The 22931-nt window shown below is 61.8% G+C and carries 19 protein-coding genes; 12 read left to right on the top strand and 7 right to left on the bottom strand.

Annotated features, from left to right (window positions below):
- Positions 1–10 precede the first annotated feature (10 nt).
- The 6 genes from AC1DV6_RS03540 to AC1DV6_RS03515 are packed head-to-tail and all read left to right on the top strand — an operon-like array spanning position 11 to position 4787.
- The gene (locus tag AC1DV6_RS03540; protein WP_477975186.1) at positions 11–1255 is read left to right on the top strand and encodes a class I SAM-dependent methyltransferase; all 1245 of its coding nucleotides are present in this window, start codon (positions 11–13) and stop codon (positions 1253–1255) included.
- On the top strand, positions 1252–1797 hold the full coding sequence (locus AC1DV6_RS03535) for a chalcone isomerase family protein (protein WP_477975184.1): 546 nt from the start codon (positions 1252–1254) through the stop codon (positions 1795–1797). Before AC1DV6_RS03540 ends, AC1DV6_RS03535 begins: the two co-directional genes overlap by 4 nt.
- Positions 1794–3047 carry an MFS transporter gene (locus AC1DV6_RS03530; RefSeq protein WP_477975182.1) on the top strand — a complete coding sequence of 418 codons (1254 nt, stop codon included), beginning with the start codon at positions 1794–1796 and terminating at the stop codon, positions 3045–3047. The genes AC1DV6_RS03535 and AC1DV6_RS03530 overlap by 4 nt, the downstream gene beginning before the upstream one ends.
- Positions 3044–3577, top strand: coding sequence for a DUF3833 domain-containing protein (locus tag AC1DV6_RS03525; RefSeq protein ID WP_477975180.1), 534 nt, complete (start codon positions 3044–3046; stop codon positions 3575–3577). Before AC1DV6_RS03530 ends, AC1DV6_RS03525 begins: the two co-directional genes overlap by 4 nt.
- Positions 3578–3579: 2 nt before the next feature.
- Positions 3580–4362 carry an SDR family NAD(P)-dependent oxidoreductase gene (locus AC1DV6_RS03520; protein WP_477975178.1) on the top strand — a complete coding sequence of 261 codons (783 nt, stop codon included), beginning with the start codon at positions 3580–3582 and terminating at the stop codon, positions 4360–4362.
- Positions 4359–4787, top strand: a complete 429-nt coding sequence (locus tag AC1DV6_RS03515; RefSeq protein ID WP_477975176.1) for a nuclear transport factor 2 family protein — start codon at positions 4359–4361, stop codon at positions 4785–4787. Before AC1DV6_RS03520 ends, AC1DV6_RS03515 begins: the two co-directional genes overlap by 4 nt.
- A gap of 6 nt (positions 4788–4793) precedes the next feature.
- Here the strand turns inward: AC1DV6_RS03515 and pbpC are convergent, their stop codons facing one another.
- A complete protein-coding gene (gene pbpC / locus AC1DV6_RS03510; RefSeq protein ID WP_477975174.1) occupies positions 4794–6962 on the bottom strand; it encodes a penicillin-binding protein 1C in 2169 nt (722 codons plus the stop codon).
- Positions 6963–7128: 166 nt separating this feature from the next.
- Between pbpC and AC1DV6_RS03505 the strand changes: the two genes are divergently transcribed.
- Positions 7129–8229 carry an NADH:flavin oxidoreductase gene (locus AC1DV6_RS03505; RefSeq protein ID WP_477975172.1) on the top strand — a complete coding sequence of 367 codons (1101 nt, stop codon included), beginning with the start codon at positions 7129–7131 and terminating at the stop codon, positions 8227–8229.
- Positions 8230–8244: 15 nt separating this feature from the next.
- Here AC1DV6_RS03505 and pal read toward each other — a convergent pair whose 3' ends face one another.
- The 4 genes from pal to AC1DV6_RS03485 form a co-directional block, all read right to left on the bottom strand.
- Positions 8245–8784: a peptidoglycan-associated lipoprotein Pal gene (gene pal, locus AC1DV6_RS03500; RefSeq protein ID WP_477975171.1), complete on the bottom strand. Its 540-nt coding sequence runs from the start codon at positions 8782–8784 to the stop codon at positions 8245–8247.
- A gap of 106 nt (positions 8785–8890) precedes the next feature.
- Positions 8891–9217: a hypothetical protein gene (locus AC1DV6_RS03495; protein WP_477975169.1), complete on the bottom strand. Its 327-nt coding sequence runs from the start codon at positions 9215–9217 to the stop codon at positions 8891–8893.
- A 106-nt stretch (positions 9218–9323) separates the two neighbouring features.
- Positions 9324–10127: a hypothetical protein gene (locus tag AC1DV6_RS03490; protein ID WP_477975167.1), complete on the bottom strand. Its 804-nt coding sequence runs from the start codon at positions 10125–10127 to the stop codon at positions 9324–9326.
- 32 nt (positions 10128–10159) lie between these two features.
- Entirely contained in the window at positions 10160–16153 is a 5994-nt protein-coding gene (locus tag AC1DV6_RS03485; protein WP_477975165.1) for an alpha-2-macroglobulin family protein, read from the bottom strand.
- A gap of 123 nt (positions 16154–16276) precedes the next feature.
- Between AC1DV6_RS03485 and AC1DV6_RS03480 the strand changes: the two genes are divergently transcribed.
- The 5 genes from AC1DV6_RS03480 to AC1DV6_RS03460 all read left to right on the top strand — a co-directional run bounded on the left by AC1DV6_RS03480 (position 16277) and on the right by AC1DV6_RS03460 (position 21400).
- Positions 16277–17821: a methyl-accepting chemotaxis protein gene (locus tag AC1DV6_RS03480; RefSeq protein WP_477975163.1), complete on the top strand. Its 1545-nt coding sequence runs from the start codon at positions 16277–16279 to the stop codon at positions 17819–17821.
- 68 nt (positions 17822–17889) lie between these two features.
- Entirely contained in the window at positions 17890–19071 is a 1182-nt protein-coding gene (locus tag AC1DV6_RS03475; protein WP_477975161.1) for an MFS transporter, read from the top strand.
- A gap of 194 nt (positions 19072–19265) precedes the next feature.
- Positions 19266–20201, top strand: a complete 936-nt coding sequence (locus AC1DV6_RS03470; protein WP_477975159.1) for a DUF3034 family protein — start codon at positions 19266–19268, stop codon at positions 20199–20201.
- Positions 20202–20240: 39 nt separating this feature from the next.
- Complete coding sequence (locus tag AC1DV6_RS03465) at positions 20241–20714, top strand: group I truncated hemoglobin (RefSeq protein ID WP_477975157.1); 474 nt, start codon at positions 20241–20243, stop codon at positions 20712–20714.
- A gap of 8 nt (positions 20715–20722) precedes the next feature.
- Positions 20723–21400 carry a cupredoxin domain-containing protein gene (locus AC1DV6_RS03460; RefSeq protein ID WP_477975155.1) on the top strand — a complete coding sequence of 226 codons (678 nt, stop codon included), beginning with the start codon at positions 20723–20725 and terminating at the stop codon, positions 21398–21400.
- A gap of 35 nt (positions 21401–21435) precedes the next feature.
- Here AC1DV6_RS03460 and AC1DV6_RS03455 read toward each other — a convergent pair whose 3' ends face one another.
- Positions 21436–22218 carry an anti-sigma factor gene (locus tag AC1DV6_RS03455; RefSeq protein WP_477975153.1) on the bottom strand — a complete coding sequence of 261 codons (783 nt, stop codon included), beginning with the start codon at positions 22216–22218 and terminating at the stop codon, positions 21436–21438.
- Positions 22219–22228: 10 nt separating this feature from the next.
- Entirely contained in the window at positions 22229–22804 is a 576-nt protein-coding gene (locus AC1DV6_RS03450; protein ID WP_477975151.1) for an RNA polymerase sigma factor, read from the bottom strand.
- Between the last annotated feature and the right edge of the window lie 127 nt (positions 22805–22931).

Raw genomic sequence — 22931 nt, 5'->3', positions numbered from 1 at the left:
GGAGCCGCCCATGAATACCGCGACCACCACCTCTAACAACAACAGTGTTCCAGCTGGGGCACCTGCCGCCGCCCGCAATGCATTGCGCCTGTTGCAGAACTTGCGCCACGGCGCGTTGACCGTCACCTTGCCCGATGGCTCGCAACGCCGCTTCGGCGCGCATCCGCAGCATCCCGATGGTCTGACGCTGGAAGCCAGTATCACGCTGCACAACTGGAACGTGTTTGGCGCGGCGCTGAAGTCGGGTGATATTGGTTTTGCAGAAAGCTATATCGCCGGTGACTGGAGCAGCCCCAATCTGACCGCGCTGCTGACGGTCTTCTCGGCCAACCGCAAGGAGGTCGAGGCCATGGTGTTTGGCACCTGGGCCGGGCGCCTGCTGTACCGCATCCGCCATCTGTTGAACCACAACAGCCGCACCAACAGCCGCAAAAACATCCACGCGCACTATGACCTGGGCAATGCCTTCTACCAGTTGTGGCTGGACGACAGCATGAACTACTCCAGTGCCTGGTTTAACGGCGACCAAAGTCAACCGCTGGCCCGCGCCCAACACGCCAAGGTACGCCGTGCGTTGGACTGTGCTGACGTGCATGCGGGGGACAGGGTGCTGGAGATCGGCTGCGGTTGGGGCGCGCTGGCCGAGCAGGTCACCACCGAGCGCGGGGCATCGGTGGTTGGCGTGACGCTGAGTACGGAACAATTGCACTATGCCCAGCAGCGTATGCAACGCCTTTGCGTCAACAATGCCGACCTGCGCTTGCAGGACTACCGGGATATTGACGACGCGCCGTTTGACGCGATCTGCTCGATCGAAATGGTCGAGGCGGTGGGCCGTGAATATTGGCCACAGTACTTTGCCACGGTGAGCCGACTGCTCAAGCCGGGTGGTCGTGCCTGCGTGCAAAGCATCGTGATCGACGATGCGCTGTTCGAGCGCTATATCCGCTCGACCGACTTCATCCAGCAGTACATTTTTCCGGGCGGCTGTCTGCCGTGCCCGGCGGAGTTCCGGCGTCAGGCAGAAGCGGCGGGGCTGGTGGTGATCGAAGAATTTGCGTTTGGGCCAGACTACGCCGAAACGCTGCGGCGCTGGCGCGATGCGTTTCTGGCGCGCAAGGAAGAGGTTGCAGCGCTGGGCTTTGATGCGCGCTTTATGCGCATCTGGGAGTTCTACCTGGCGTATTGCGAAGCCGCGTTTGAGACCGGTGACATCAATCTGATGCAGTACACCCTGGCCAAGCCCACACCATGAACAAAATCATCGCAGTTGCCTTGCTGCTGGCTGCATGCCTGGCCAGCCGGGCGGAGCCTGTGCCGCAAGAGTTGGCCAACCCAGTGCCGCAGGCGGCGCTGTCGGGCCAGGCCACGATGCGATTTTTGGGGTTTGACATTTACCGGGCGAGCCTGTGGGTCGCGCCCGGCTTTGCAGAAGCCAACTACGCGCAAAACAAGTTTGCGTTGGAGTTGCGTTACCTGCGCAGTTTTCAGGGTGCGGACATTGCCAAGCGCTCCATGGTCGAGATGCGGCGCCAGGACGGATTCGACGCGCAACAAGCAGCGCAGTGGGAGCAACAAATGCGCGCGCTGTTTCCCAATGTGCAGTCGGGAGATCGCATCACCGGCGTGCATCTGCCCGGCATCGGCGCGGAGTTTTATGGCAATGGAAAGCTGCTGGGTGAGATTCGCGACCCCGTGTTTGCAAAGCTGTTCTTCGGTATCTGGCTGTCGCCGCAAACCTCAGAGCCGGCCTTGCGCAAGGATCTGCTGACCCAGGCGGGTGGGGCTGCGCGATGAACGCGCGCGGCGGCCTGCACTACGGGCTGTTGGGCTTGCCGTTGGCGTTTTGCGCTTTGCCCTTGTATGTGGTGATGCCGAATCTGTATGCGCATCAATGGGGTGTGCCGCTGGCTTCGCTGGGCGCGCTGCTGTTGGGCGTGCGTCTGCTGGATGCGCTGGTCGACCCCTTGCTGGGGCGCTGGTGTGATGCCTTGTTTGCCAAGTCTCTGACGGCGGTGTTGCAGTTTGGCGCAGTGGCCGCGCTTCTGATGGCCACGGGCTTTGCGCTGTTGATGCTGCCTGTGCCGCGCGCGCCCGATGCGCTGCTGTGGTGGGCGGGTGCCAGTCTGGTTGTGACGTATCTGGGCTACAGCGCGCTGACGTTGGCACACCAGTCCTGGGGCGCGATGCTGGGTGGCGATGCGCTGCAACGCAGCCAGGTTGTGGCTTGGCGCGAGGGCATGGGGCTGGCTGGTGTGATGTTGGCGGCGGTGGCGCCATCGGTGGGTGGCATTCCCGCTTTGCTGGTCTTGTTGTTCGCGGGCTTGGTGCTGGGGTGCTGGGCATGGACGCAGGGGCCGCGGCCCTTGCGATTGCCGTTGCCCGCTGCGCGCAGCGGCCTGTGGCGCGTCTGGCGTCAGTCAGGCTTTCGGCGGCTGATGCTGGTGTTCTTGCTCAATGGCATTGCCAGTGCAATCCCGGCAACGCTGCTGCTGTTTTTCGTGCAAGACCGTTTGCAAGCCGGTGTGGCGCTGCAGTCAACAGCCCTTGCGTTGTATTTCGCCAGTGGCGCGTTGTCACTGCCGTTGTGGTTGCGCCAGGTGCGCCGTATCGGGTTGCCGCGCACCTGGCGGCGCGGCATGGCCTTGGCCATCGTGACCTTTCTGGGCGCCAGCTTGCTCGGCACCGGCGATGCCCCGTGGTTCCTGCTGGTGTGCGCGTTATCTGGCGCAGCGCTGGGCGCAGACCTGGCGGTGCCCGCGGCGCTGTTGGCCGGGTTGATTGCGAAGGCCGGTGACAGCGGCCAGGCCGAAGGCGCGTACTTTGGCTGGTGGAACTTTGCCAGCAAGCTGAACCTGGCACTGGCAGCCGGGCTGGCATTGCCATTGCTGGCCTGGCTGGGCTACGCGCCCGGTTCCCACGAAGCGCAGGCGCTGACCTGGCTGACCTTCTGTTATTGCCTCTTGCCCTGCGCGCTGAAGGCCCTTGCGGCCCTGGCGCTGCAGCTTCTGATCATCCACCCCGCGGCTTCGCCGTCCAAGCCATGACACTCCCCAAACTCACTTCCACCGTGCTGCTGTGTGCTGCGTTGTTGGCAGGTTGCAGCACACCGCAGGTCCAGGACTATGCAGGCCAAAAGCCAACACTGGAACTGCGCGATTACTTCAACGGCACGCTGGATGCCTATGGCGTCTTTACCGACCGCAGCGGCAAAGTGGTCAAGCGTTTTGACGTGGTGATGACCTGCACCTGGCAGGGCGACGAAGGCACGCTGGACGAAGCGTTTACCTATTCTGACGGCACGAAGCAGCGCCGCATCTGGCGCCTGACCCGACTGGCTGATGGCCGCTACACCGGGCGCGCGGACGATGTGGTGGGCATGGCGCAAGGCCAGCAAAGTGGCAACGCCTTCAACTGGAAATACACCCTGGCGCTGCCTGTGGACGGCAAGGTGATCGAAGTCCAGTTTGACGACTGGATGTATTTGATGAACGACAAAGTCATGCTCAACCGCGCCGCCATGCGCAAGTGGGGCGTGGGGCTGGGCGAGGTCACTTTGTCATTTACAAAGCGCTAGCCATGGCACTCAATCCTCCCTTGCGTGATTGGCGCGGTCGCCGCGTCTGGCTCGTTGGTGCTTCCAGCGGCATTGGCCGCGCGACTGCATCTGCCTTGCATGCGCACGGTGCGCTGGTCGTGGTGTCTGCGCGTTCCGCGGATGCGCTGAACGCCTTTGCCGCCGAGCATCCGGGTGCGCGCGCGCTGCCATTGGACGTCACCGATGCGGAGGCCATGCGCGCCGCAGTGCAGAGCCTGGCCGCAGAGGGTGCGTTGGATTGCGTAGTTTATTGCGCGGGGCACTACCGGGCGATGGACGCCAACGCGATCGATCTGATAGACATGCTGCGCCACAACCAGGTGAACTATGTAGGCGCGCTGAATATGCTGGACGCTATCGTGCCCGCTCTGTTAGCGCAACCGCTGAAGGACGGGCAGCGCGGCCATATCAGCCTGGTCGGCAGCGTGGCAGGCTACCGCGGCTTGCCGCACAGCCTGGCCTATGGGCCTACCAAGGCGGCGCTGATCAACCTGAGCGAAACCCTGTACCTGGATTTGCACCGCCAGGGCGTGGGTGTGTCGCTGATCAACCCCGGCTTCGTGGACACGCCGCTGACCAAGACCAATGACTTCGCGATGCCCGCACTGCTCACGCCTGCGCAGGCGGCCGAGGCCATCCTGAAGGGTTGGGCGCGCGGTGCGTTTGAGATTCACTTTCCGCGCCGCTTTACCTGGGGCATGAAGCTGCTGCGGCTCTTGCCCTATGCTCTGTTTTTTGCAGCCACGCGTAGACTTAACGCATGACCACCGCCATCGACCGTATTGTTCTGGCCTTCGAAACGCTGACACCAGAAAGTGTCGCGGCGCTGGATGCCCTGTACGCGTCCGATGCGCGCTTCAAAGACCCATTCAATGAAGTCCAGGGGCTGGCGGCGATCCAGCGAATTTTTCGGGAGATGTTTGTGCAACTCGAGCAACCGCGCTTTGTCATCACCGAGCGCATAGAGCAGGGTGCGCAATGTTTTCTGACCTGGGAGTTCCACTTCGCTTTCAATAGCTTTCACAAGGGCCAGCCGCAATGCATTCGCGGTGGCTCGCACCTGGTGCTGGACGCGGAGGGCCGCATTGCAATGCACCGCGACTATTGGGATGCCGCCGAAGAGCTGTATGAAAAGTTGCCGTTAATCGGGTCGCTGATGCGCTGGCTCAAACGCAAAGTCGCGCACTAAACTTGTTCATTTGGGTGCAGGAGACTTTGCCCCTGCCCCACGCACTTCCAGCCGAATCTCATCCAGCACGTCGCCACGTTCCGACGTGATGCGCACCACATGTTTTCCTGGCCAAGGCAGCCATTGCGCCGTAGGTCCTTTCGCAAACACCTTGCCATCCATCAGCCAACGCAGGTTGGTGCCCGTCGCTTCAAACAACAGGCGCTGGCGGTTGGGCGGAATGTCAGGGTCCAGCGCAATGATGGTGCCGTTGGTGGGTGCGGTGATACGGGCAGATTTGAAGCCTTTTTGGCGAAACCCCAAGTCCTGGCCCGTAGTGGCCGCAGGTATTGCGTAAGCAGCTCCTGAATCCATAGCGAATGCAGGCTGCTGTGTGCCCGCGATGAACCATTCGCCGCGGGCTGCCTCGGTCGATCCTGATGTGTTGGCGAACTGCACTTTCGCTTGCACCACGCCCGCCGGGGCTTTGGGCGCACGGCTGGTTTGTTTGGCATGCAGGTAGTTCATCACCGCCGCCCAGATGGGGGCAGCGCCCGTGGTGCCGCTGACATCCCACATCGGCGCGCCACTGGCGTTGCCGACCCACACGCCTACTGTGTAGCGCTGCGACCAGCCAATGGCCCAGTTGTCGCGCATGTCTTTGCTGGTGCCAGTTTTCACGGCGGTCCAGTAGCGCGTGGCCAGCACGCTGTCGGTGCCGAACGTGCGCGCGCGGGCCAGTGGGTCGGACAGCACATCGCTGACGATGAACGCGGCCCGCGCGTCGAGCGCGGGGCGCAGCGGGGGCTTTGCGGCGGGCGTGAGCGTGGTGGGCCCGTATGCACCGCCGTTGCCAAGCGCCCGGTAGGCGTTGGTCAGGTTCAGCAGCGAGACCTCGGCGCTGCCCAGCGCCAGGCTGTAGCCGTAGTAATCGCCGCTCTCACGCAGCGGCAAGCCGAGCTTCACCAATTGTTTGAAGAACGCATCCGGCGACACCATCACCAATGTGCGCACTGCCGGCACATTCAGCGATGCGGCCAGCGCCGTGCGAGCCGAGACCCAGCCCTTGAAATGGCGGTCATAGTTTTGCGGGATGTAGAGGCCGCCCGAGGTTTGGATTTGCGTATCCGAGTCGTCCAGCAGCGACGCGGCGGTGATACGCCGCTCGGCGATGGCCTGCGCGTACAGGAAGGGCTTGAGTGTGGAGCCCGGCTGGCGCAGCGCGGTGACACCGTCCACCTCAGCCGCATCGCTCAGGCTGCCCGACGAACCCACCCAGGCCAGCACGTCGCCGCTGGCGTTGTCCAGCACCACCAGCGCAGCATCTTCCACATGGCGGCCCTGCAGTTCGCGCAAATGTTGTTGCAGGGTTTGCACGGCGAAGCGTTGCAGTGGTGCGCGCAAGGTGGTCGTGATGCTGGTGCGCTTGGTGGCCGCCCGGACCACTTGCCGCGCCACATGCGGCGCAATGCCTTCGTTGGCGGCGTAGTCACGGTGGCTCAGCGCATTGCTGGTGAACAACTCCATGCCCTCGCAGTCGGCTTTGCTGGCGGGCTCCAGGCTTTGCAACACGCTGCAGGCCCGCTGCGCGACTTGCGCGGGCTTGGCGTTGGGCGCGCGCACCAACGCTGCGGCTACAGCGGCCTCGCGGTTGTCCAGGCCGTGTGCCGCTTTGCCAAACAGCGTCTGGCTCAACGAATCAATGCCCACCAACTCACCGCGAAACGGAACCAGGTTCAGGTAGGCCTCCAGAATCTGGTCTTTGCGCCAGCCGCTTTCCAGCATCTGCGCCGATACGGTTTGCCCCAGCTTTTGCACGACGCTGCGCCCACCGTTGCCGCGTTTCAAATCGTCGTCCAGCAAACCAGCCAACTGCATCGTGATCGTGGATGCGCCGCGCGTCTTGCTGTTCCAGAGGTTGGCCCAGGCGGCGCTGGAGACCGCACGCCAATCGACGCCGCTGTGTTCGTAAAAGCGCTTGTCCTCGGAGAGCACCAGCGCCGTGCGCAGGGCCGGCGAGATGTCGGCGAGCGCCACCCACTGGCCACGGCGCACGCTGGTGTCGGTGCGCAGCCGGTGCAGCACTTCGCCGTTGCGGTCAAGAATTAAGGTGTCAGACGGCTGATATCCCGTTTTTACAGCATTAAAAGTGGCTGCAGCGCCCGCGGAATGTGCGTAAGCAGCTAGCAAAAGCATAGCAACCAGAAGACGTGCAGGGCGGTGGTTCAAGCGGAGTCCAGTCGAATCGATGCAAAGATTATGCAGACCGGCAATCCCCTCAAGCAGCGCGGCCTATGCACTTCCTCCTAGACTCGGCGCCAGCGCCAATTCCGGCATAGCCCAACCATCCCCATTTCCATCCATGTCCTCAGTAGCCTCGCTGTTCCAGCCTTTCGCCCTCAAATCCCTGAAGCTCGCCAACCGCATCGTGATGGCGCCGATGACGCGCTCGTTCTCGCCCGGTGGTGTGCCTACCCCCGCGGTGACCGAGTACTACCGCAAGCGCGCCGCTTCTGGCGTTGGCCTGATCGTGTCGGAGGGCACGGTGATCGAACGCCCCGCCTCCAGCAACGACCCTGCTGTGCCCCGCTTCTGGGGTGAGGACGCGTTGGGCGCTTGGCAAGACGTGATCAACACGGTGCACAGCGTGGGCGGCGTGATGGCGCCACAGCTGTGGCACGTAGGCGCCACGCCGAACCGCCGCACCGAATGGAAGCCACCGCAGCCATGGGATTCCCCATCCGGCCTGTCGTCGCCTAACAAGCAATTCTGCGAACCGATGACCGACTCGGCGATTGCCGACACCATCGCTGGTTTTGCCAAGGCCGCAGGCGCAGCCAAGCGCCTGGGCTTCAATGCGATTGAATTGCACGGCGCCCATGGCTACCTGATCGACCAGTTCTTCTGGCCCAACATGAACAAGCGCACCGATGGTTACGGTGGCGACCTCGCGGCGCGTGGGCGTTTTGCGGCGGAGATTCTGAAGGCAGTTCGCGCGGAAGTCGGTCCGGATTACCCGGTGATCATTCGCCTGTCGCAATGGAAGCAGCAGGACTACACAGCGAAGATTGCCGCCAACCCCGACGAAATGACGGCCTGGCTGCAGCCGTTGGCCGATGCCGGTGCGGACATCTTCCATTGCTCACAGCGCCGTTTCTGGGAGCCGGAGTTTGATGGTTCGGATTTGAATTTTGCCGGTTGGGCCAAGAAGCTGACTGGCGTGCCGACCATAACCGTCGGTTCGGTCGGTTTGAGTGGTGAGTTCATCGCCGCGTTTGGCGGTGAATCGTCCAAGCCTGCATCGCTGGACGAACTGCTGCGCCGGTTTGACCGCGGTGACTTTGACTTGGTGGCCGTGGGCCGTGCGCTGATCAGCGACCCTGATTGGGTTGCCAAGGTACGCGACGGGCGCACCAGTGAGTTGTCAGACTTCTCACCGGCGGCCCTGGCTACGCTGGTTTAAGCGAGGCAGTAGCGCTTAGCGCTGCGGGTACACCACATCGGCACGGCGGTTTTGCGCCCAGGCCGTTTCGGTATGGGCTGTGTTCTTGGGCTTTTCCTTGCCCCAGCTCACGGCTTCCATCTGCGTGTCTTTCACGCCATAGACCTTCAGTGCGCGGGTCACCGCTTCAGCGCGCTTCTGGCCCAGCGCCAGGTTGTATTCGGAGCTGCCGCGCTCATCCGCATTGCCTTCGATCTTGATGTTCAGACCCGCATTGCCAGCCAGGTATTTGCCCTGACGTTCGACCAGCGCGGTGTACTCGCTCTGGATCGAGAAATCGTCGTAACCAAAGTAGACGCTGCGCTCTTTGGAGATCAGGTTGTTGGCATCCAGATGCGGCGCAACCACCACTTTGGCGACGACGGATTCGGCGGGCTTGGGCGCCACGGGTGCGGGCGCAGGGGCTTTCACAGCCACGGGCGCAGGTGCGGGGGCGGTTGCAACCGGGGTGCTGCTGCATCCGGCAAACAGCAAGGTGGCAGTGGTGGCTGCCAGGGCAAAGTAACGTGTATTCATCATAAAAACTCCAAATTAAAAAATATCGTGTGGGCCCATTTCGGGCGTGCGCATGGGCGGAAGGCGCTGCGTGAAGCAGCCCAGCCGCCCGTCTGGTGAGGGCAGCTCACTTAGGCGGATGAAAGATGGAGGAGGGGAAGACTTTCAGAAGCAGGTTCAACGCACGTGCGTGCAATACATGCGGCAGGACGGTGGCTACAAACAGCCCTTCCAGTATGGAGGCACTGCTGCTCAGCAAGTGAAAGGACAAATTCAGTGCGCTGCTGGGGTCGTCTTCCAGCTCAACCTGCTTGTGCTCATTGACGTAGCAATGGGGGTCGATGTTCAGGCATATACCGCTGTAGATTTCGGCGTGTTCAATGGCCGAGCTGATATAGGTCGGTCCGCTCAAAATGCGAACGGCAAGCACGAAGCCGATCAGAAGGATCGACAACGAGGGATGTACTGACCACTTACCTATGTTCACGTGAGTTGCTTATCGACTATGGACCGCCATCGCAGGGGAATGGATGGGGAGAATCAAGATCAGAGGATTGTATTCAAGGTGCGGGGGTGTTGAGCTTGAGTTTCAGGCGCTTTTCAAGGTTGAGAACCTTGAGGTCTGGCAGTATGTATTGTGCAATCAATTTCTTCTTCAGCCCGCTGCGGTCTGCTTGTGCCAGAGCGGCTTCGATGACTGGTTTGTAACGCGCGGCTTTGGGGGAAAGATAAAAACGCACATCGCGGTCGTGCATCAGGACCAGGCTGGGCTCGATTGCCAGGCCCGGGTAATTGGTGGCTTCGTTGACGATTTCATTGACACCGCGCACCACATAGTCGATACCGCGCCCACCGTACGCGACCATGCTGAACAAGTTGCGCCAGTCTCCAGCCTTGACATAGAACGGCAGTGCGTTGAGTTGCCAGACCTCCACATCAAACCAGCCTTCGCCCATCCCACCCACCCGGCCTAGCTTGCGAAAGTCATCCAGATTGCGCACGCCAGAGTAGTCCTGCTCCTGCCCTTTGCGTACCAGCAGCACGCGTTGACCGACCAAGCCGTTGGTCAGCGAATTGGCAACGGAGGCATAGTCATGGTCCCGGGCGCTGGTTTGCACGCCCCACATGAGCGAAAGCTCACTGCGCGCTGTCATTCTCCAAATGCGCGCCTGCGGGACATTTTTTATGAATTCCAGCCGGGGTGCGTAGCCCGCTGCGCGCAAGGATTCTTCCAGCAGTCGGGTGTAGTACACATGCCGGTTGTCGGGCAGTTCCATCACTTTCAGATGGATGGTTTCTGCCGCCTGCGCGCACACGGATGCGAGGAGCACGAGCAACGGAAACCATCGCAGCAGTTTTGGCATGGCTGAGATTGTGTACCTTTGATTTCACCGTTTTATTTCGCCACCTCCACCTTGACCTTCGCATTGGGCGTTTCGCCAAACATCTCGGGTGCATACATTGCCTCTACGCGGCTTGGCGGCAACGAGAACTCGCCGACGTTGTTCAGGCGAATGGTGTATTCCATCTTCACGATGCCCTTGGGCAGGAACTGGTAGTAGCTGCGGAACGATTCGAAGCTGCGCTCTTCGAATGCCGTCCAACCATAGCCAGCCTGCTTCTCATCTTTCGTGGCGATTTCGCTGTCGCGGCCCAGGCCACTGCCCAGAATCGTCGCGCCGCCGGGCACCGGGTCGGTAATCACGGCCCAACTCATGTCGGCGCTGGCGTTGACCTCCAAGGTGATGCGCAGCACGTCGCCGCGCGTATAGCTGCCCGCGGGCAGGCTCTTGTTGGCTTGCTCCACCGGTGTAATGGTTTTCTTGATCTGGTAGCCGGCAGAGAAGGGCTCTTTCAACTGGATGGCCGCCACCGACTGCAACGTGAGCCATGGTTTGCCGGGGCCCTGGTGGGTCACGCTTAGCGTGTCTTTGGCCGCTGTCTTGCCCCAGGGCAGGAACATGCTGTTGTTGCGCAGGTTGCCGGGCGCAGCGGGTGCGCCAAACCAGGTGCTTTGGTGGGCGGCACCTGATGCGTCGGTGGTCTTGATGCGTTCGACTTTGCTCCATTCCACACTCGCGGCGCCCGTGCTCATGGACGCTTTGGTGGAACCCGCGACGGTGACTGCTTCAAACTTGGCGCTGAACTTCTCCAGTGCCAGACCACCCCACAGGTTGGCCGTCGTGGTGTGCCATGCGCCACCTTGCTGGCGGCCGATGAAGCCGTTGGCCAGGCGACCCATGTCGTCTTTCCAGGCCGGGTCATCCATCACGGCCAGCATCAGGCGTGCGGTGTTGACGTCGCCGTTCTGCATCAGCCACCACCAGTAGTCATCGCGCTCGGTGCTGAAGATCATCTTCGTGCCCTGGTAACTAATGCGCGAACGCAAAACCTGTGTGGCCTCGGCCAGGCGCTTGTCGCGCTCAGGCACGTCGCTTACGCGCTTGAGGATGTTGTACCAGTCAATCACCGCATGGGTCGGCCACTGATTTGGCGCGATGGTGATGCTGTTGAGCATGCGACCCTGGGCCTTGCCGTAGCGCGACAAGGCTTCGAGCGCGGCGAGCTTGCGCACATCCAGATCATTGCGCGGGCTCCAGAATTTGCGCTGGATACGGCCTTCCACAAACGCGATCAGCCCACGCTCCATCGGCGCGCGCACGTCGTCGCTCAATGCAAACGCGGGGTTGATGCTGGCGGCCTCGTGCGTGGCGGCCAGCAAATACGCGGTCAGTGTGTCACTGCCATGGTCGGCCTCGCCATCCCGCGGCGGGAAATAGCTGGCCAGGCCGTCGCTGTCCAGGTAGCTCGGGATTTGCGCGGCCACCGTTTGCCACAGCTTCCCATCGCGCAGGCCGACAGACTTGCTGGTCTTTTGCTCCAGGCAGGCAAACGGGTAGTTGGCAAACCAGTCCTTCACACCCGGCAAGCCCTCGGCCAGCTTGGGCTGCAGTGACATCTTCAATCCACCGCGGCCGGGTATCGCATCGGCCGGTGCGTTCACATCCAGCGTGAACGGCCCGTCGATCTGCACCAGCGTGGCTTGCTGCACGGTGAGTGGCACGGCGGGGATGATGCGTTGGCTGGCCTTCAGCGCATCGCGCGCGCCGGTGATGGTGTCCTTGGCTTCAATCTCCCACAGGATGGATTCAAAGCGGCTCTGCGCCAATTGCGCGGGGGCAGTCACCATCCACGCCACTTCGCGCGCATCGCCCGCCGGGATGTCCACGGTTTGCGGTGCCAGCGTCAGCAATGTGGCGCGCGGTGTCACCAGCACAGTCATGGCCTGCTTGGTCGTATTGCGCAACGTCAGTTGCGCACGGTACTGGTCGTCTTCGCGTACCAACGGCGGCAGGCCGCTGATGATTTGTAAATCCTGTGTTGCGCGGATGCTTGTGGAGCCGGTGCCAAACAAACCGGTCGATGCGTCGGCCACGGCGACGATCTTGAACGTCGTCAATGCGTCGTTCAGCGGCACGGTCACTGTGGCTTGTCCGTTGGCATCCAGCTTCACGCTAGGGTTCCACAGCAAGAGCGTCTCCAGCAGCTCACGCGCACCGCTGTGCCCGCCACCGCCGCCCGCCGCCACGGCCTTGCGGCCATAGTGCCTGCGGCCAATGATTTCCATTTGTGCGGTCGACGTTTCCACGCCCCAGGAGCGGCGCTGCAACATCGCGCTGAGCACATCCCAGCTGTTATTGGGCATCAGCTCCAGCAGCGCCTGGTCTACCGCGGCCAGCGCGACCTCGGCGTTGGCGGCGGGCTGACCGTTTGGAAGCTTCACATTGATCGTGACCTGCGCTTTGCCACGCACGGCGTAACTTTCCTTGTCGGCTTTCACGCTCACATCCAACTGGTGCGCTTTGGTGCCGACACGGATTTCTGCCACACCCAAACGGAACGCAGGTTTGCTCAGGTCCACCAACGCAGTCGGCGCGACATACTCTTTACCCTCGTACCAGAACGACGTCCACCACTCACGCGGCGCCTTGTAGCCCCAGGTGAAGAAGCTGTACCACGGCACCTCGCGCAGACGACCACGCAGGGCCAGCACGCTGACGTAGACATTCGGCCCCCAGCCCTCCTTGATCTTCAGGTTGATGGTCGGATCTTGCCCATTGAGCTGCACCACTTGCGTTTCAACAATGCCTTCGCGCTCTACCGCCAACAAAGCAGTTGCAAAGCGGAACGGCATGCGCACCTGGAACTTGGCAGTCTCGCCGGGTTGGTAACTCTTTTTCTCCGGCAGCAGGTCCATGCGGTCGTGGTTCTCACCGCCAAACCACAGCTCGCCTTGCTTGGTCACATAAACACTCGATGCCGCCTGAATGCTGTTCCCCGAGGTGTCCTTTGCGGTCACCACCAGCTCCACTTCACCAGGCTCGCCCAACGAGGTTTCGCACAACAGCAGGCCGCGCGAATCGCTCTTGCCATCGCACACCGTGCCCAGCTCCTTGATGCTGGTCTTGTTGTCGTAGGTGTAAAAGCCGCCGACCATGCGCTTGCGCGTGGTGGTGACTATGCGGGCGGTGGCTTTCACCTCCAGCGCCACGCCTTCCTGTGGTTTGCCGGACAGGCTGAGTGCCAATGCCTGGAACTTGATCTTCTGGCTGCTGGAAACCCAGCCTTCGGTCTTGATGCCGGCGACCACACTGGCGGGCCACAGCGTGTTGGTGCTGCGGATCGTTTGTACCTCGCCATTCGGGTCGGAGTAGGTGGCTTCCAACAGCAGCTCCTGCGGCTGGCGGCTGGTGGGCACTTTGTCCACGCTGACTTTGCCTGCGCCGTTTTTGTCCAGCGTCAGCGGCAGTTTGTCGGCGATCACGCGGGCGTCTTGTGTGGAGCTGGCCTCTTCTTCGCCTTCAGAGCTCGTATCGCGCTTGCCGCGCGGTGGCGAGAAATTGAATTCGCTGAAATCGGAATAATTCAGCGCCTTGCCGCGCACCAAGGCCGACACGCGCACCGGCAGGTTGGTCGCACCACCGCCGGACACATAGTTGATCTGCACGTCGACAGGCACGGCTTTGACATTGACCAAGGCCTTCTTCTCGGCAGGCGTCACACGGCCTTCGAGCACGGGCAGGCGGAATTCCTCGACACGGAATTCGCCGGTGCTGTAGCTGCGCTCGCCGCTGTTCAGTTGCACGCTGTAGACGCCGAGCTTGGCTGCCGGCGGAATGGAGAACGTGTTTTCGGCGCTTTGCCCGCCCGTAGCCGTTTTGCGCCAGACGATGTTCTGCGTGTACTGCTGGCCGCTGCCGACATGGGTGACGACCAGTTGGCCGGGTTGTGCGCGGGTCAGACCAAAGCCGGTGGACGTTTCGCTGCGCAGGATGTGTTTCATGGACACCGTCTCGCCAGCGCGCAACAACGTGCGGTCGAAAATGGTGTGGGCCACGCTGTCGGGCTGTATGTCGCGGCTGGTGGGTACATTGAAACGCCAGGCCTCAATGCCACGGTTCCAGTCACTCCAGGTGAAGGCCATGTCGTCCACTTCACCCTTGCCGTCGCCAGACGGTTGTTTTGCGCGGGCGCTGATGAAGTAGGCCTGGCTGTAGTTGTCTTCGCTGCGGCAGGCCGGGGCTTGCGGCGAGATGCCGGTCAGGTTGGCGATGCCTTGTGCGTTGGTGGTGCCGCTGGCCACTTCGCGGCCGCGGCAGTCGGACACGCGGACCATGGCGCCTTCTACCGGCTTGCCCTTGTCCAGCGTCGTCACCCAGGCCAGCGCGTTCTCGCGGCCCAGCTTGAAGTGCACGCCCAGATTGGTGACCAGCGCCGAGGTGCGAACGTACATCGTGCGGCCCGCGCCATGGCGCTCGTCCAACAGGCTTGCGCCCAGCTTTTGCGATGCGATCTCGACCACATGGAAGCCGGGTGACAGTGGAATGCCCACCACTTCGAAGGGTCTTGGATCGTCGTCTACGGGCACCGGCAGGTCCAGCGTCTTCACACCGGGCAGGCCTTGCAACAAGGAGACCATGCGCGACTGCACGGTGGTGTCATTGGTATCCACGGACTTGGGCAACGTGCCCTTGACGTCCTGCGCCGCCAGACGGCGTGACACGGTGAAATTGTCGTAGCGCTGGATCTTGGTGAACCAGGCAATGATGTCCGCGTCGGTGGCAGGCTTCAGGTCGCTGACTTTGCCTGCGGGTGGCTTGGGCGCTGTGCGGTTCTGTTCCGCGTTGAATCCCTTGATCTGCAGCGCGGCCTCCACATTGCGCAGCGTGACCGGCAGCAGCGCTACTCCGTTGGGCTCGGCAAAACGCTCGACGATGCCAAACGGTGCTGCCGCAAACTTGGCCAGCGGCGGCATTGCGCCTGTTGCTACTTTCAATGGAAAGCTGTCTGCATTGCGCAGCGCGCGTCCCGACGCGTCCTTGAAGTCTTTGGGCAGCTCCAGCGTGAATTGCGCTTGCTCGGGGAAGATGGCGTTGAACGAGATGCTGGAGATCACATGGTCTTCATCGCCGTCTCCCTCGCCGCCATTGCCAAAATTGGGTTTGTAGCTCTCGCGCCCGGCTTTCAGACGAATGCCGGCTAACAACTTCTTGGCGACGGGTGCGTTGAAGCTCAGTTGCATGGGCCGGATCGGCAGGCAAGCGCTTTGCGCGTTTTCGCGCTCGCAGCTGAAGTTGGCCTCAAATGGCTCGCGCACCTGGTAGGGAAAGCGGCGCTCCACGCTGTTGGGTACGCCTGCGCTGTTGCCCGCTGCGGGTGTTGCAACGCCTTTGCCATAGACCAGTTGCACTTTGGCAGACGCGGTCAGGCGCCGGTTGCAGGCCAGCGTGACGATGCTCAGCGGCTCTTTGGCCGCCTGTTGCTCCAAGCCTTGTGATTTCAGCAAGGAGGCTCGATCAGCACCGTCAATCAAACGCACCGCCACGCGCTCACCCAGGCCCTCGACCGAGCACCAGACATTGGCCTGCACGCTGGCCAACGTGGCCGGTCCGTTCAGTCGCAGCGTGAAGAACTGTTCTTCGTCGATGCGGTTGCCCTGGTAGGGCTGGATGTTTTGCACAAACGGACCACCGCTATTGAATTTATAGCTGGTCACGCCTGTTAGCTCTGCACCTTTGGGAGATTTGAAGCCGGGTTTGACTTGTAGCGTGCACGAGACGCCGGGCGGCAGGTCGTTGTCAAAGTCGAAGGCCCAGGCCCGGTCGTTGACCCAGCGGCCGGTGCCTTTGGTGACCTGCGCATCGCTGCAACTCAATGACAGCGGTGCTTCTGCCTTGGGGTCGCCGAAGTTGACCGCGCTGTCGTCAAACTTGGCCAGTACTTGCCGTACCCGGGCTACCTCGCCTTGCGGTGACAGGCTGATGATCTGAATGGCCTGCGCAGAGAATGTGGCTAGCAGCAGGCTGCAGGCGGCAAACCAATGTTTCATATGAACTCCCTGGCAGTCGGATAAAAAAGTGCAGCCATCGTATCCGCTAGCGTGGCCTGCGAAAACTTGTCGATTTGTATCAATTGGTGCAAGATCGCAGGAACAATAAATGGAGGAGTTTCCATGTCCGGTATTCGCGATCTTCGTATTGGCAAGCGCTTGGCTCTGGCCTTTGGTGTGATCCTGATCATTTTGGCCGTTAGCGTGGCAGTGGGCGTATGGCGGTTGAAGGAACTGGAGGCCACCACGCGCGCGCTGGGCACCACCGAAAGTGAAAAGCTGAGGATGGCCGTGCAATGGCGCCAGACCGTGGATCTGAACTCCATACGCACCCGTGCTGCCATTCTGGACAGCGACGTGAGCCGCATTCCGGCTTGGCAGGCGGATATGGACAAGACTTCCGAGGTCACTCTGGCTTCGCGCAAGCGACTGATCGAGCTGATTCACTCCGAAGAAGGCAAAGCCCTGATTGCTGCAGCTGACGTGGCGCGCGAGGCCTATCGCACGCCGCGTGGGGCACTGGTCAAGCGGCGCATGACTGGAGAGGATGTGTCGGCATCGTTGGACACGCAACTCAAGCCGTTGGCCCAGGCGTACAGCGACGCCATCAGCAAGCTGGAGCAGCGAGAGCAGAAGGTTCTCAACGAAGCGCTGGAAGCCGCCTACCAGAATGCAGCACAGGGCCAGATGATTCTGCTGGTGGGAGGGGCTGTTGCCCTGGTGTTGGGTACCTGGTTTGCGGTGATGCTGTCGCGCTCTATTGTGCTGCCCATGCAGCAAGCCTCCCGCAGTGCCATGCGTATGGCGGAGGGAGATTTGACAGAGACTTTCCGCAACGAAGGCAGCGACGAAGCTGCGCAGCTGCTTACTGCACTGAAAGACATGCAGGACAACCTGTCCAAGGTGGTATCCAACGTACGGCGTGGTTCCGAAAGCGTTGCCACTGCCAGCGCGGAGATTGCGATGGGTAACAACGACCTTTCGGGTCGCACCGAGCAGCAGGCTTCTGCGCTGGAAGAAACGGCTGCATCGATGGAGGAGCTCAGCTCCACCGTCAAGCAAAACGCCGACAACGCGCGCCAAGCCAACCAGCTGGCGATGGGCGCCTCCAAGGTGGCGATTCAGGGCGGCGAAGTGGTAGGCCGCGTGGTCGAGACCATGAAGGGCATTAACGACAGCTCGCGCAAGATTTCCGACATCATCAGCGTGATCGATGGCATTGCATTCCAGACCAATATCCTGGCGCTGAACGCTGCGGTGGAAGCGGCTCGCGCGGGCGAGCAGGGCCGCGGCTTTGCGGTGGTCGCCAGTGAAGTGCGTTCGCTGGCAGGGCGCAGTGCCGAAGCCGCCAAGGAAATCAAGACGCTGATCAATGACAGCGTGGAGCGCGTGGGCCAGGGCACGGCGCTGGTCGATCAGGCCGGTACGACGATGCAGGAGGTGGTTGCCTCGATCAAGCGGGTGACCGACATCATGGGTGAGATCAGTGCCGCCAGCAACGAGCAAAGCACTGGCGTGGAGCAGGTCGGGCAGGCCATCACGCAGATGGACCAGGCCACGCAGCAAAACGCCGCCTTGGTGGAACAGTCTGCCGCTGCGGCCGACAGCCTGAAGACGCAGGCACAGCAGCTGGTCGAGACCGTGGCGGTGTTCCGGCTCAACCGCTAGGCCTGTTGCGCAAGCGGGGTGTCTTCCCCAGGACACCCATGCAACCCCTGTGGGCTGCAGAATGCACCATGACATCCACTCCCGCCAGCGCGGCAGCCGCGCCGCTGCCCAACGTTCTTTGGCCCTTGCTGTTTGGCAACTTTGTCATCGGCACCGGCGTGATGATCGTTCCTGGCACGCTCAATGAAATCAGCGCTTCGCTCAGTATTTCGGTAGCAGTCGCTGGGCAATTGATTACTGCGGCGGCGGCAGTCATGTGCATTGGCGCGCCGCTGTTGGCCACTGTGGTCGCAGGCTGGGACCGCAGGCGCCTGCTGGCACTCTCCATGCTCTGGTATGCCGCGCTCCTGGGCTTGAGTGCCTTGATGCCCAGCTTTGGTTCGCTGATGATCGTGCGGGTGTTGACGGTCATATCACCCGCCATCTTCACGCCGCAGGCTGCCGCTTGCGTGGGCTTGCTGGTGCCGCCAGAGCAGCGCGGGCGGGCGATTACGTTTGTGTTTTTGGGCTGGTCTGTGGCGTCGGTGTTGGGCATGCCTATCGGTGCCTTGATTGGCGGCATGTGGGGCTGGCGCAGCGCGTTTGGCTTTGTCGCACTGATGAGTTTGGTCAGCGGGATCTGGGTCTGGCGCTCCATGCCCGATGGCGTAAAGCCGCCGGCGCTGTCGCGCGCGGCCTGGGGTGAGGCTTTCCGCTCCAAGGCGCTGATGTTCAGCGTGGCGGTCACTCTGCTGTACTCGGCCGGGCAATTCGTGCTGTTTTCGTACTTCGCGCCGTATTACAAGGCGATGCTGGATATCACGCCGCTGCAGCTGAGCCTGCTGTTCGCGTGGTTTGGTGCGTTTGGCCTGCTTGGCAATATCGTGATGTCACGCAATATCGACCGCATCGGCGCGCCGCGCTCGGTCATGCTGGCCGTGGGTAGCATGGCGCTGAGCCTGTTGTTGTTTCCGCTGGGCACCAACCTGATTCTGGTGGCCCTGATCATTGCGCCCTGGGGCCTGGGTTGCTTTGCGTCCAACTCGGCTCAGCAGGCGCGGCTGGTCGGCATCGCCCCGGCGCTGGCCGCTGGATCGATTGCGTTGAACTCATCGGCGATGTACGCGGGCCAGGCGCTGGGCGCGGGCAGCGGTGGCTGGCTGATCGCGCAGGGCGGCATGGATTCATTGCATTGGTTTGGCCTGGCAGGGCTGCTGGCGTCTATGGGCATGAGCTGGTGGGCCACGCGCCAGAGGGTGCACGGTTCGTAGTTACTATCAAAATAGTAGCTGCTTACGCACGTTCTGCGGGCGTTACGGGCCAATTTTGCAGGTAAATGCGTCTGCGCAAAAATAGTTGAATCCAATCCCCAAAGTGCTGCGTACCCAATAGGCGTACTGCAAACCGCGCCCGGCTGGGCGCGCTGCCTGCCGCTTTTATTCACCTTTCTGCAATAGGACACTTCATGAAGAACTCCCTAAGTACCGCATTGGTCGCCGGTGCCCTCGGACTTGGCTGCGTAGCGGCCCAAGCCGATACCGGCAAGCTGCTGCTCACCGGCGGCGTCAGCACCGTGGATGGCGCCGCAGGCGGCGGTTTAACCCCCTGGGCCATCATCGGCTCCAACGCCACCGAAGGCGAAATCGGCGCCACCGCCCATGTGAGCCGTGCCAAAACGCAAGACTATTCACTGACCGCCTTTGGCGCCGCGGTGGGCTACAAGGACCGGGTCGAAGTCTCCCTGGCCCGCCAGGACTTTGATGCATCACCCTCGATTGCCCTGAACGGCATCGCCCCCTTTGGCGTCACCCCTGGCCAGCACATCAAGATGGACGTGCTGGGCTTGAAGGTCAAAGTCGCAGGCGACGCCATTCTGGACAGCGACAGCTGGATGCCGCAAATCGCTGTTGGTCTGGAGTACAAATCAACAGACCCCGGATCGCTCAGCTCCGTCCTGAACTTTCTCGGCACCAAAACCACCGGCACCGACCTCTATGTCAGCGCCACCAAGCTGTTCCTGGCGCAAAGCCTGCTGGTCAACGGTACGCTGCGCTACACCAACGCCAACCAGAACGGCCTGCTGGGCTTTGGGGCTGGCGCCACCGGACGTGACAAACCATCTCTGGTGCCCGAGTTCTCGGTCGCTTACCTGCTGAACAAGCACGTAGCCATCGGTGCCGAATACCGCGCCAAGCCCAACAACCTGGAAGACGTGGGCCGTGGGGCCGGGCTGGGCGATGCACTAGCCGAAGACGCGTGGAAAGACCTGTTCATCGCCTGGGCGCCGAACAAGAACGCCTCGGTGACGCTGGCCTATGTAGACCTGGGGCGCATCGTGCCGGGCATTACCGGCGGACGCACGCAGACGGGTTACTACCTCTCGGCGCAGTTCGCGTTTTGATCGCGTTGTGATCTCCCTCCCATTTCAAAGAGACATCCTATGAAACACACATTCCTGAGCATTTCGTTGTTGGCCACCGCCTTGGCCGCTCCCTTGTTGGCCATGTCCGATATGGCCCAAGCCCAGACCAGCACCATGGCACCTGCCGCGCAGTCGGACCAACTCTACAAAGCCCTGGGCGAAAAAGCCGGCCTGACACTGCTGATGGACGACTTTATGGTCCGCCTGCTGGCCGACCCGCGCACCGGTCCTTTTTTTAAGCCTACCAACCAGCAACACATCAAGGAGATGCTGGTCGTGCAGTTCTGCATGGTTTCTGGTGGTCCCTGCACTTACAAGGGCGTGGACATGAAAACGGCGCACGCCCAGCTGGACATCACCAAGGGCGACTTCAACGCATTGGTCGAAGTGTTGCAGGTATCGATGGACGCACGTGGCATTCCGTTCCCTGCACAAAACGCGCTGCTTGCCAAGCTGGCGCCGATGCACCGTGACGTGATCACCGTCAAGTGAGGCCCGCCATGAAGCAATGGATGTTGAAGGCAGCGGCGCAAGCCGCCTTCGGGCTGCTTGCCTTCGGGGCGGCCCACGCTGGCACGCTGGATGTTCTGGTGTTGGACAAGGATGGCAAGCCCGCGCCCGACGCGGTGGTCGTCATCGTGCCTTCCGCGAAGGGCGTCGCCAAACATCCGCCGCCGCTAACGGCCGTGGTCAACCAGGAAAAAATGCAGTTCTTGCCCGCGGTGACTGTCGTGTCGCCGGGTGCCAAGGTGCGTTTTGTCAACAACGACGCCTGGGACCACCATGTGCGCATGTCGGCACCCGGCGTGGGCTTTGGCGGTGCAACCTCCAGTGCGGATGGCTTTGCGTTGCGGCTGGAAGGCCGATCCGAGGGCAAGCCGCCCAGCAGCGCGGAGGTCACGCTGGACAAACCGGGCGTCACTGGCGCTGCACTGCTGGGTTGTTTTATTCACGGCTCCATGAGCGGAAATATCTATGTGGCCGAGTCATCGTGGGCAGTGAAGACCGGCGCCGATGGCGTCGCCATTCTGGAAGACGTTCCCGAAGGCGCTGCCACGATCAAGGTTTGGCACCCAGCCCAGCTCGCCGAGAAAAAGCCACAGCCTTTGACCGTGTCTGCGGCTGCGGCCAAGATGACGGTGCAACTCGATGTCGTGCCGCGCAGGCGTCGGATTTAATTCCGTTGGGAAGGAGATGCTTTGAACCTCGCGGTTCAGAGCATCTTCTCTATCAAAGCACCTTTGAACAGCACGGGCCCGGTCGGGCCCGTTTCGCTGGGCACGCCGCCTTTGGGCTCCAGGCTGATCGCCAGCATGGGCACTTCATGCACATCCTTCTCACCGGCGGTCAGGCGCAAGAGTTTGTCGCGGCCCAGTACGCCCAATGATTTGGGCCCACCAGTGGGGGGCAATGCCCACAGTTGCAGTGAGCGGTCGCCGGCTTCCTGGTAGCTGCCTACGCGTTGCAGCGTGAGTTTCTTGCTGTTCGGATCGAACGTCACCAACATCGACGCGGCGGACTTATCGTCCGATAGCACGGCCACATATTGAATCTGCGGAGCCGCTTGCAACTCGGTTTGCAGGCGGGCGATTTCCGTGCCCAACTCCTGGCGCATGCCTATGCCTACCGCAACTGCGGCTACCGTTGCGACTGCACCTGCCGCGCTCACACTGCGCCACAGTGCCAGGCTGCGCAGCCAGTCGAATCCCGCGCGGGTGGCTTGCGCAGAGCGCTGTGCGACCAGCATTGCGGCTTGCGCTTTTTCGCCCTGTACCAAATTGGCAATGCGTGTCCACACCGCCGAAGCAGGTTGGGCCTGCGGTTGCAGTTCGTTCAGGCTGGACAGGCGGCTTTGCCAGATCAATGCGGCCGCGCGGACCGGGGCTTGTTCACGGGCCAGGGTTTCAAAACGGCGGCGTGCGCCACCGCGCAAGGTACCCAGCGCATAGCTGCTGGCCAGGCGTTCGAGGAGTTCTGGGTTTTTGATGAGGTTCATGCTGGGACCCTCACGCAAAGCGCGCCATGCATTGGCGCAACTGGTCCAGCCCGCGGCGGATCCAGGTCTTCACCGTACCAAGCGGCAGGCGCAACTGTTCTGCCAGTTCACCATGGCTCAAGTCGCGCGCATAGGCCAGGCTCACGACCTCGCGTTGCTTGTTGTCCAGCTTGCCCATGCACTGGTGCAAGGCCCAGGCCTGTTCACTCGCCAGTGCCGTGTCCATCGGGTTGGGCGTGTCGCCTTCCAGCATGTCGGCCAGTGTTTCATCAAGTTCTTGTGTCAGGTGGCTGCGCTCGGCCGCGCGGCGGCGCAGCATGTCCAGTCCGCGGCTGCGCACGATCAGTCCCAGCCAGGCCATCGGTGGACTCAGAGAGGCGCGATAGTCACCGGCCGAGCGCCAGATGGTCAGAAAGGTTTCCTGCAAAACGTCCTCGGCCAATTCGCGTTGCGTCACCACGCGCAGGGCCAAGCCGTACAGCTTGGAGGCGCATTGGTCGTAAAGCTCCTTCAATGCAGCATCGTCCTTGCGGGCTATGCGGTCGAGAAGATGGATCAGCAGGGCGTCTTGGGTTGCGTAGTTCATCCCCCGATTCTGTAGGAACCTTGAGAATTCGGTACTAATTAACGATATCGCGCAGTGCAGCCAAGGGTTGCTATGAAATGAGGAGCTGCTTACGCCGTTAAATTGGGCGCTGGAGAGTGAAAACATG

The sequence above is a fragment of the Rhodoferax sp. P2_H8_2 genome (genome assembly GCF_056403235.1).
Note: the sequence above shows the minus strand (reverse complement) of the source record. Positions and strands in the feature narration are given on the sequence as shown.

Bases quoted from the DNA above. Each gene is read 5' to 3' on its own strand.
- AC1DV6_RS03540 (WP_477975186.1), top strand. From the start codon at position 11: ATGAATACCGCGACCACCACCTCTAACAACAACAGTGTTCCAGCTGGG.
- AC1DV6_RS03535 (WP_477975184.1), top strand. From the start codon at position 1,252: ATGAACAAAATCATCGCAGTTGCCTTGCTGCTGGCTGCATGCCTGGCC.
- AC1DV6_RS03530 (WP_477975182.1), top strand. From the start codon at position 1,794: ATGAACGCGCGCGGCGGCCTGCACTACGGGCTGTTGGGCTTGCCGTTG.
- AC1DV6_RS03525 (WP_477975180.1), top strand. From the start codon at position 3,044: ATGACACTCCCCAAACTCACTTCCACCGTGCTGCTGTGTGCTGCGTTG.
- AC1DV6_RS03520 (WP_477975178.1), top strand. From the start codon at position 3,580: ATGGCACTCAATCCTCCCTTGCGTGATTGGCGCGGTCGCCGCGTCTGG.
- AC1DV6_RS03515 (WP_477975176.1), top strand. From the start codon at position 4,359: ATGACCACCGCCATCGACCGTATTGTTCTGGCCTTCGAAACGCTGACA.
- pbpC (WP_477975174.1), bottom strand. From the start codon at position 6,962: ATGCTTTTGCTAGCTGCTTACGCACATTCCGCGGGCGCTGCAGCCACT.
- AC1DV6_RS03505 (WP_477975172.1), top strand. From the start codon at position 7,129: ATGTCCTCAGTAGCCTCGCTGTTCCAGCCTTTCGCCCTCAAATCCCTG.
- pal (WP_477975171.1), bottom strand. From the start codon at position 8,784: ATGAATACACGTTACTTTGCCCTGGCAGCCACCACTGCCACCTTGCTG.
- AC1DV6_RS03490 (WP_477975167.1), bottom strand. From the start codon at position 10,127: ATGCCAAAACTGCTGCGATGGTTTCCGTTGCTCGTGCTCCTCGCATCC.
- AC1DV6_RS03485 (WP_477975165.1), bottom strand. From the start codon at position 16,153: ATGAAACATTGGTTTGCCGCCTGCAGCCTGCTGCTAGCCACATTCTCT.
- AC1DV6_RS03480 (WP_477975163.1), top strand. From the start codon at position 16,277: ATGTCCGGTATTCGCGATCTTCGTATTGGCAAGCGCTTGGCTCTGGCC.
- AC1DV6_RS03475 (WP_477975161.1), top strand. From the start codon at position 17,890: ATGACATCCACTCCCGCCAGCGCGGCAGCCGCGCCGCTGCCCAACGTT.
- AC1DV6_RS03470 (WP_477975159.1), top strand. From the start codon at position 19,266: ATGAAGAACTCCCTAAGTACCGCATTGGTCGCCGGTGCCCTCGGACTT.
- AC1DV6_RS03465 (WP_477975157.1), top strand. From the start codon at position 20,241: ATGAAACACACATTCCTGAGCATTTCGTTGTTGGCCACCGCCTTGGCC.
- AC1DV6_RS03460 (WP_477975155.1), top strand. From the start codon at position 20,723: ATGAAGCAATGGATGTTGAAGGCAGCGGCGCAAGCCGCCTTCGGGCTG.
- AC1DV6_RS03455 (WP_477975153.1), bottom strand. From the start codon at position 22,218: ATGAACCTCATCAAAAACCCAGAACTCCTCGAACGCCTGGCCAGCAGC.
- AC1DV6_RS03450 (WP_477975151.1), bottom strand. From the start codon at position 22,804: ATGAACTACGCAACCCAAGACGCCCTGCTGATCCATCTTCTCGACCGC.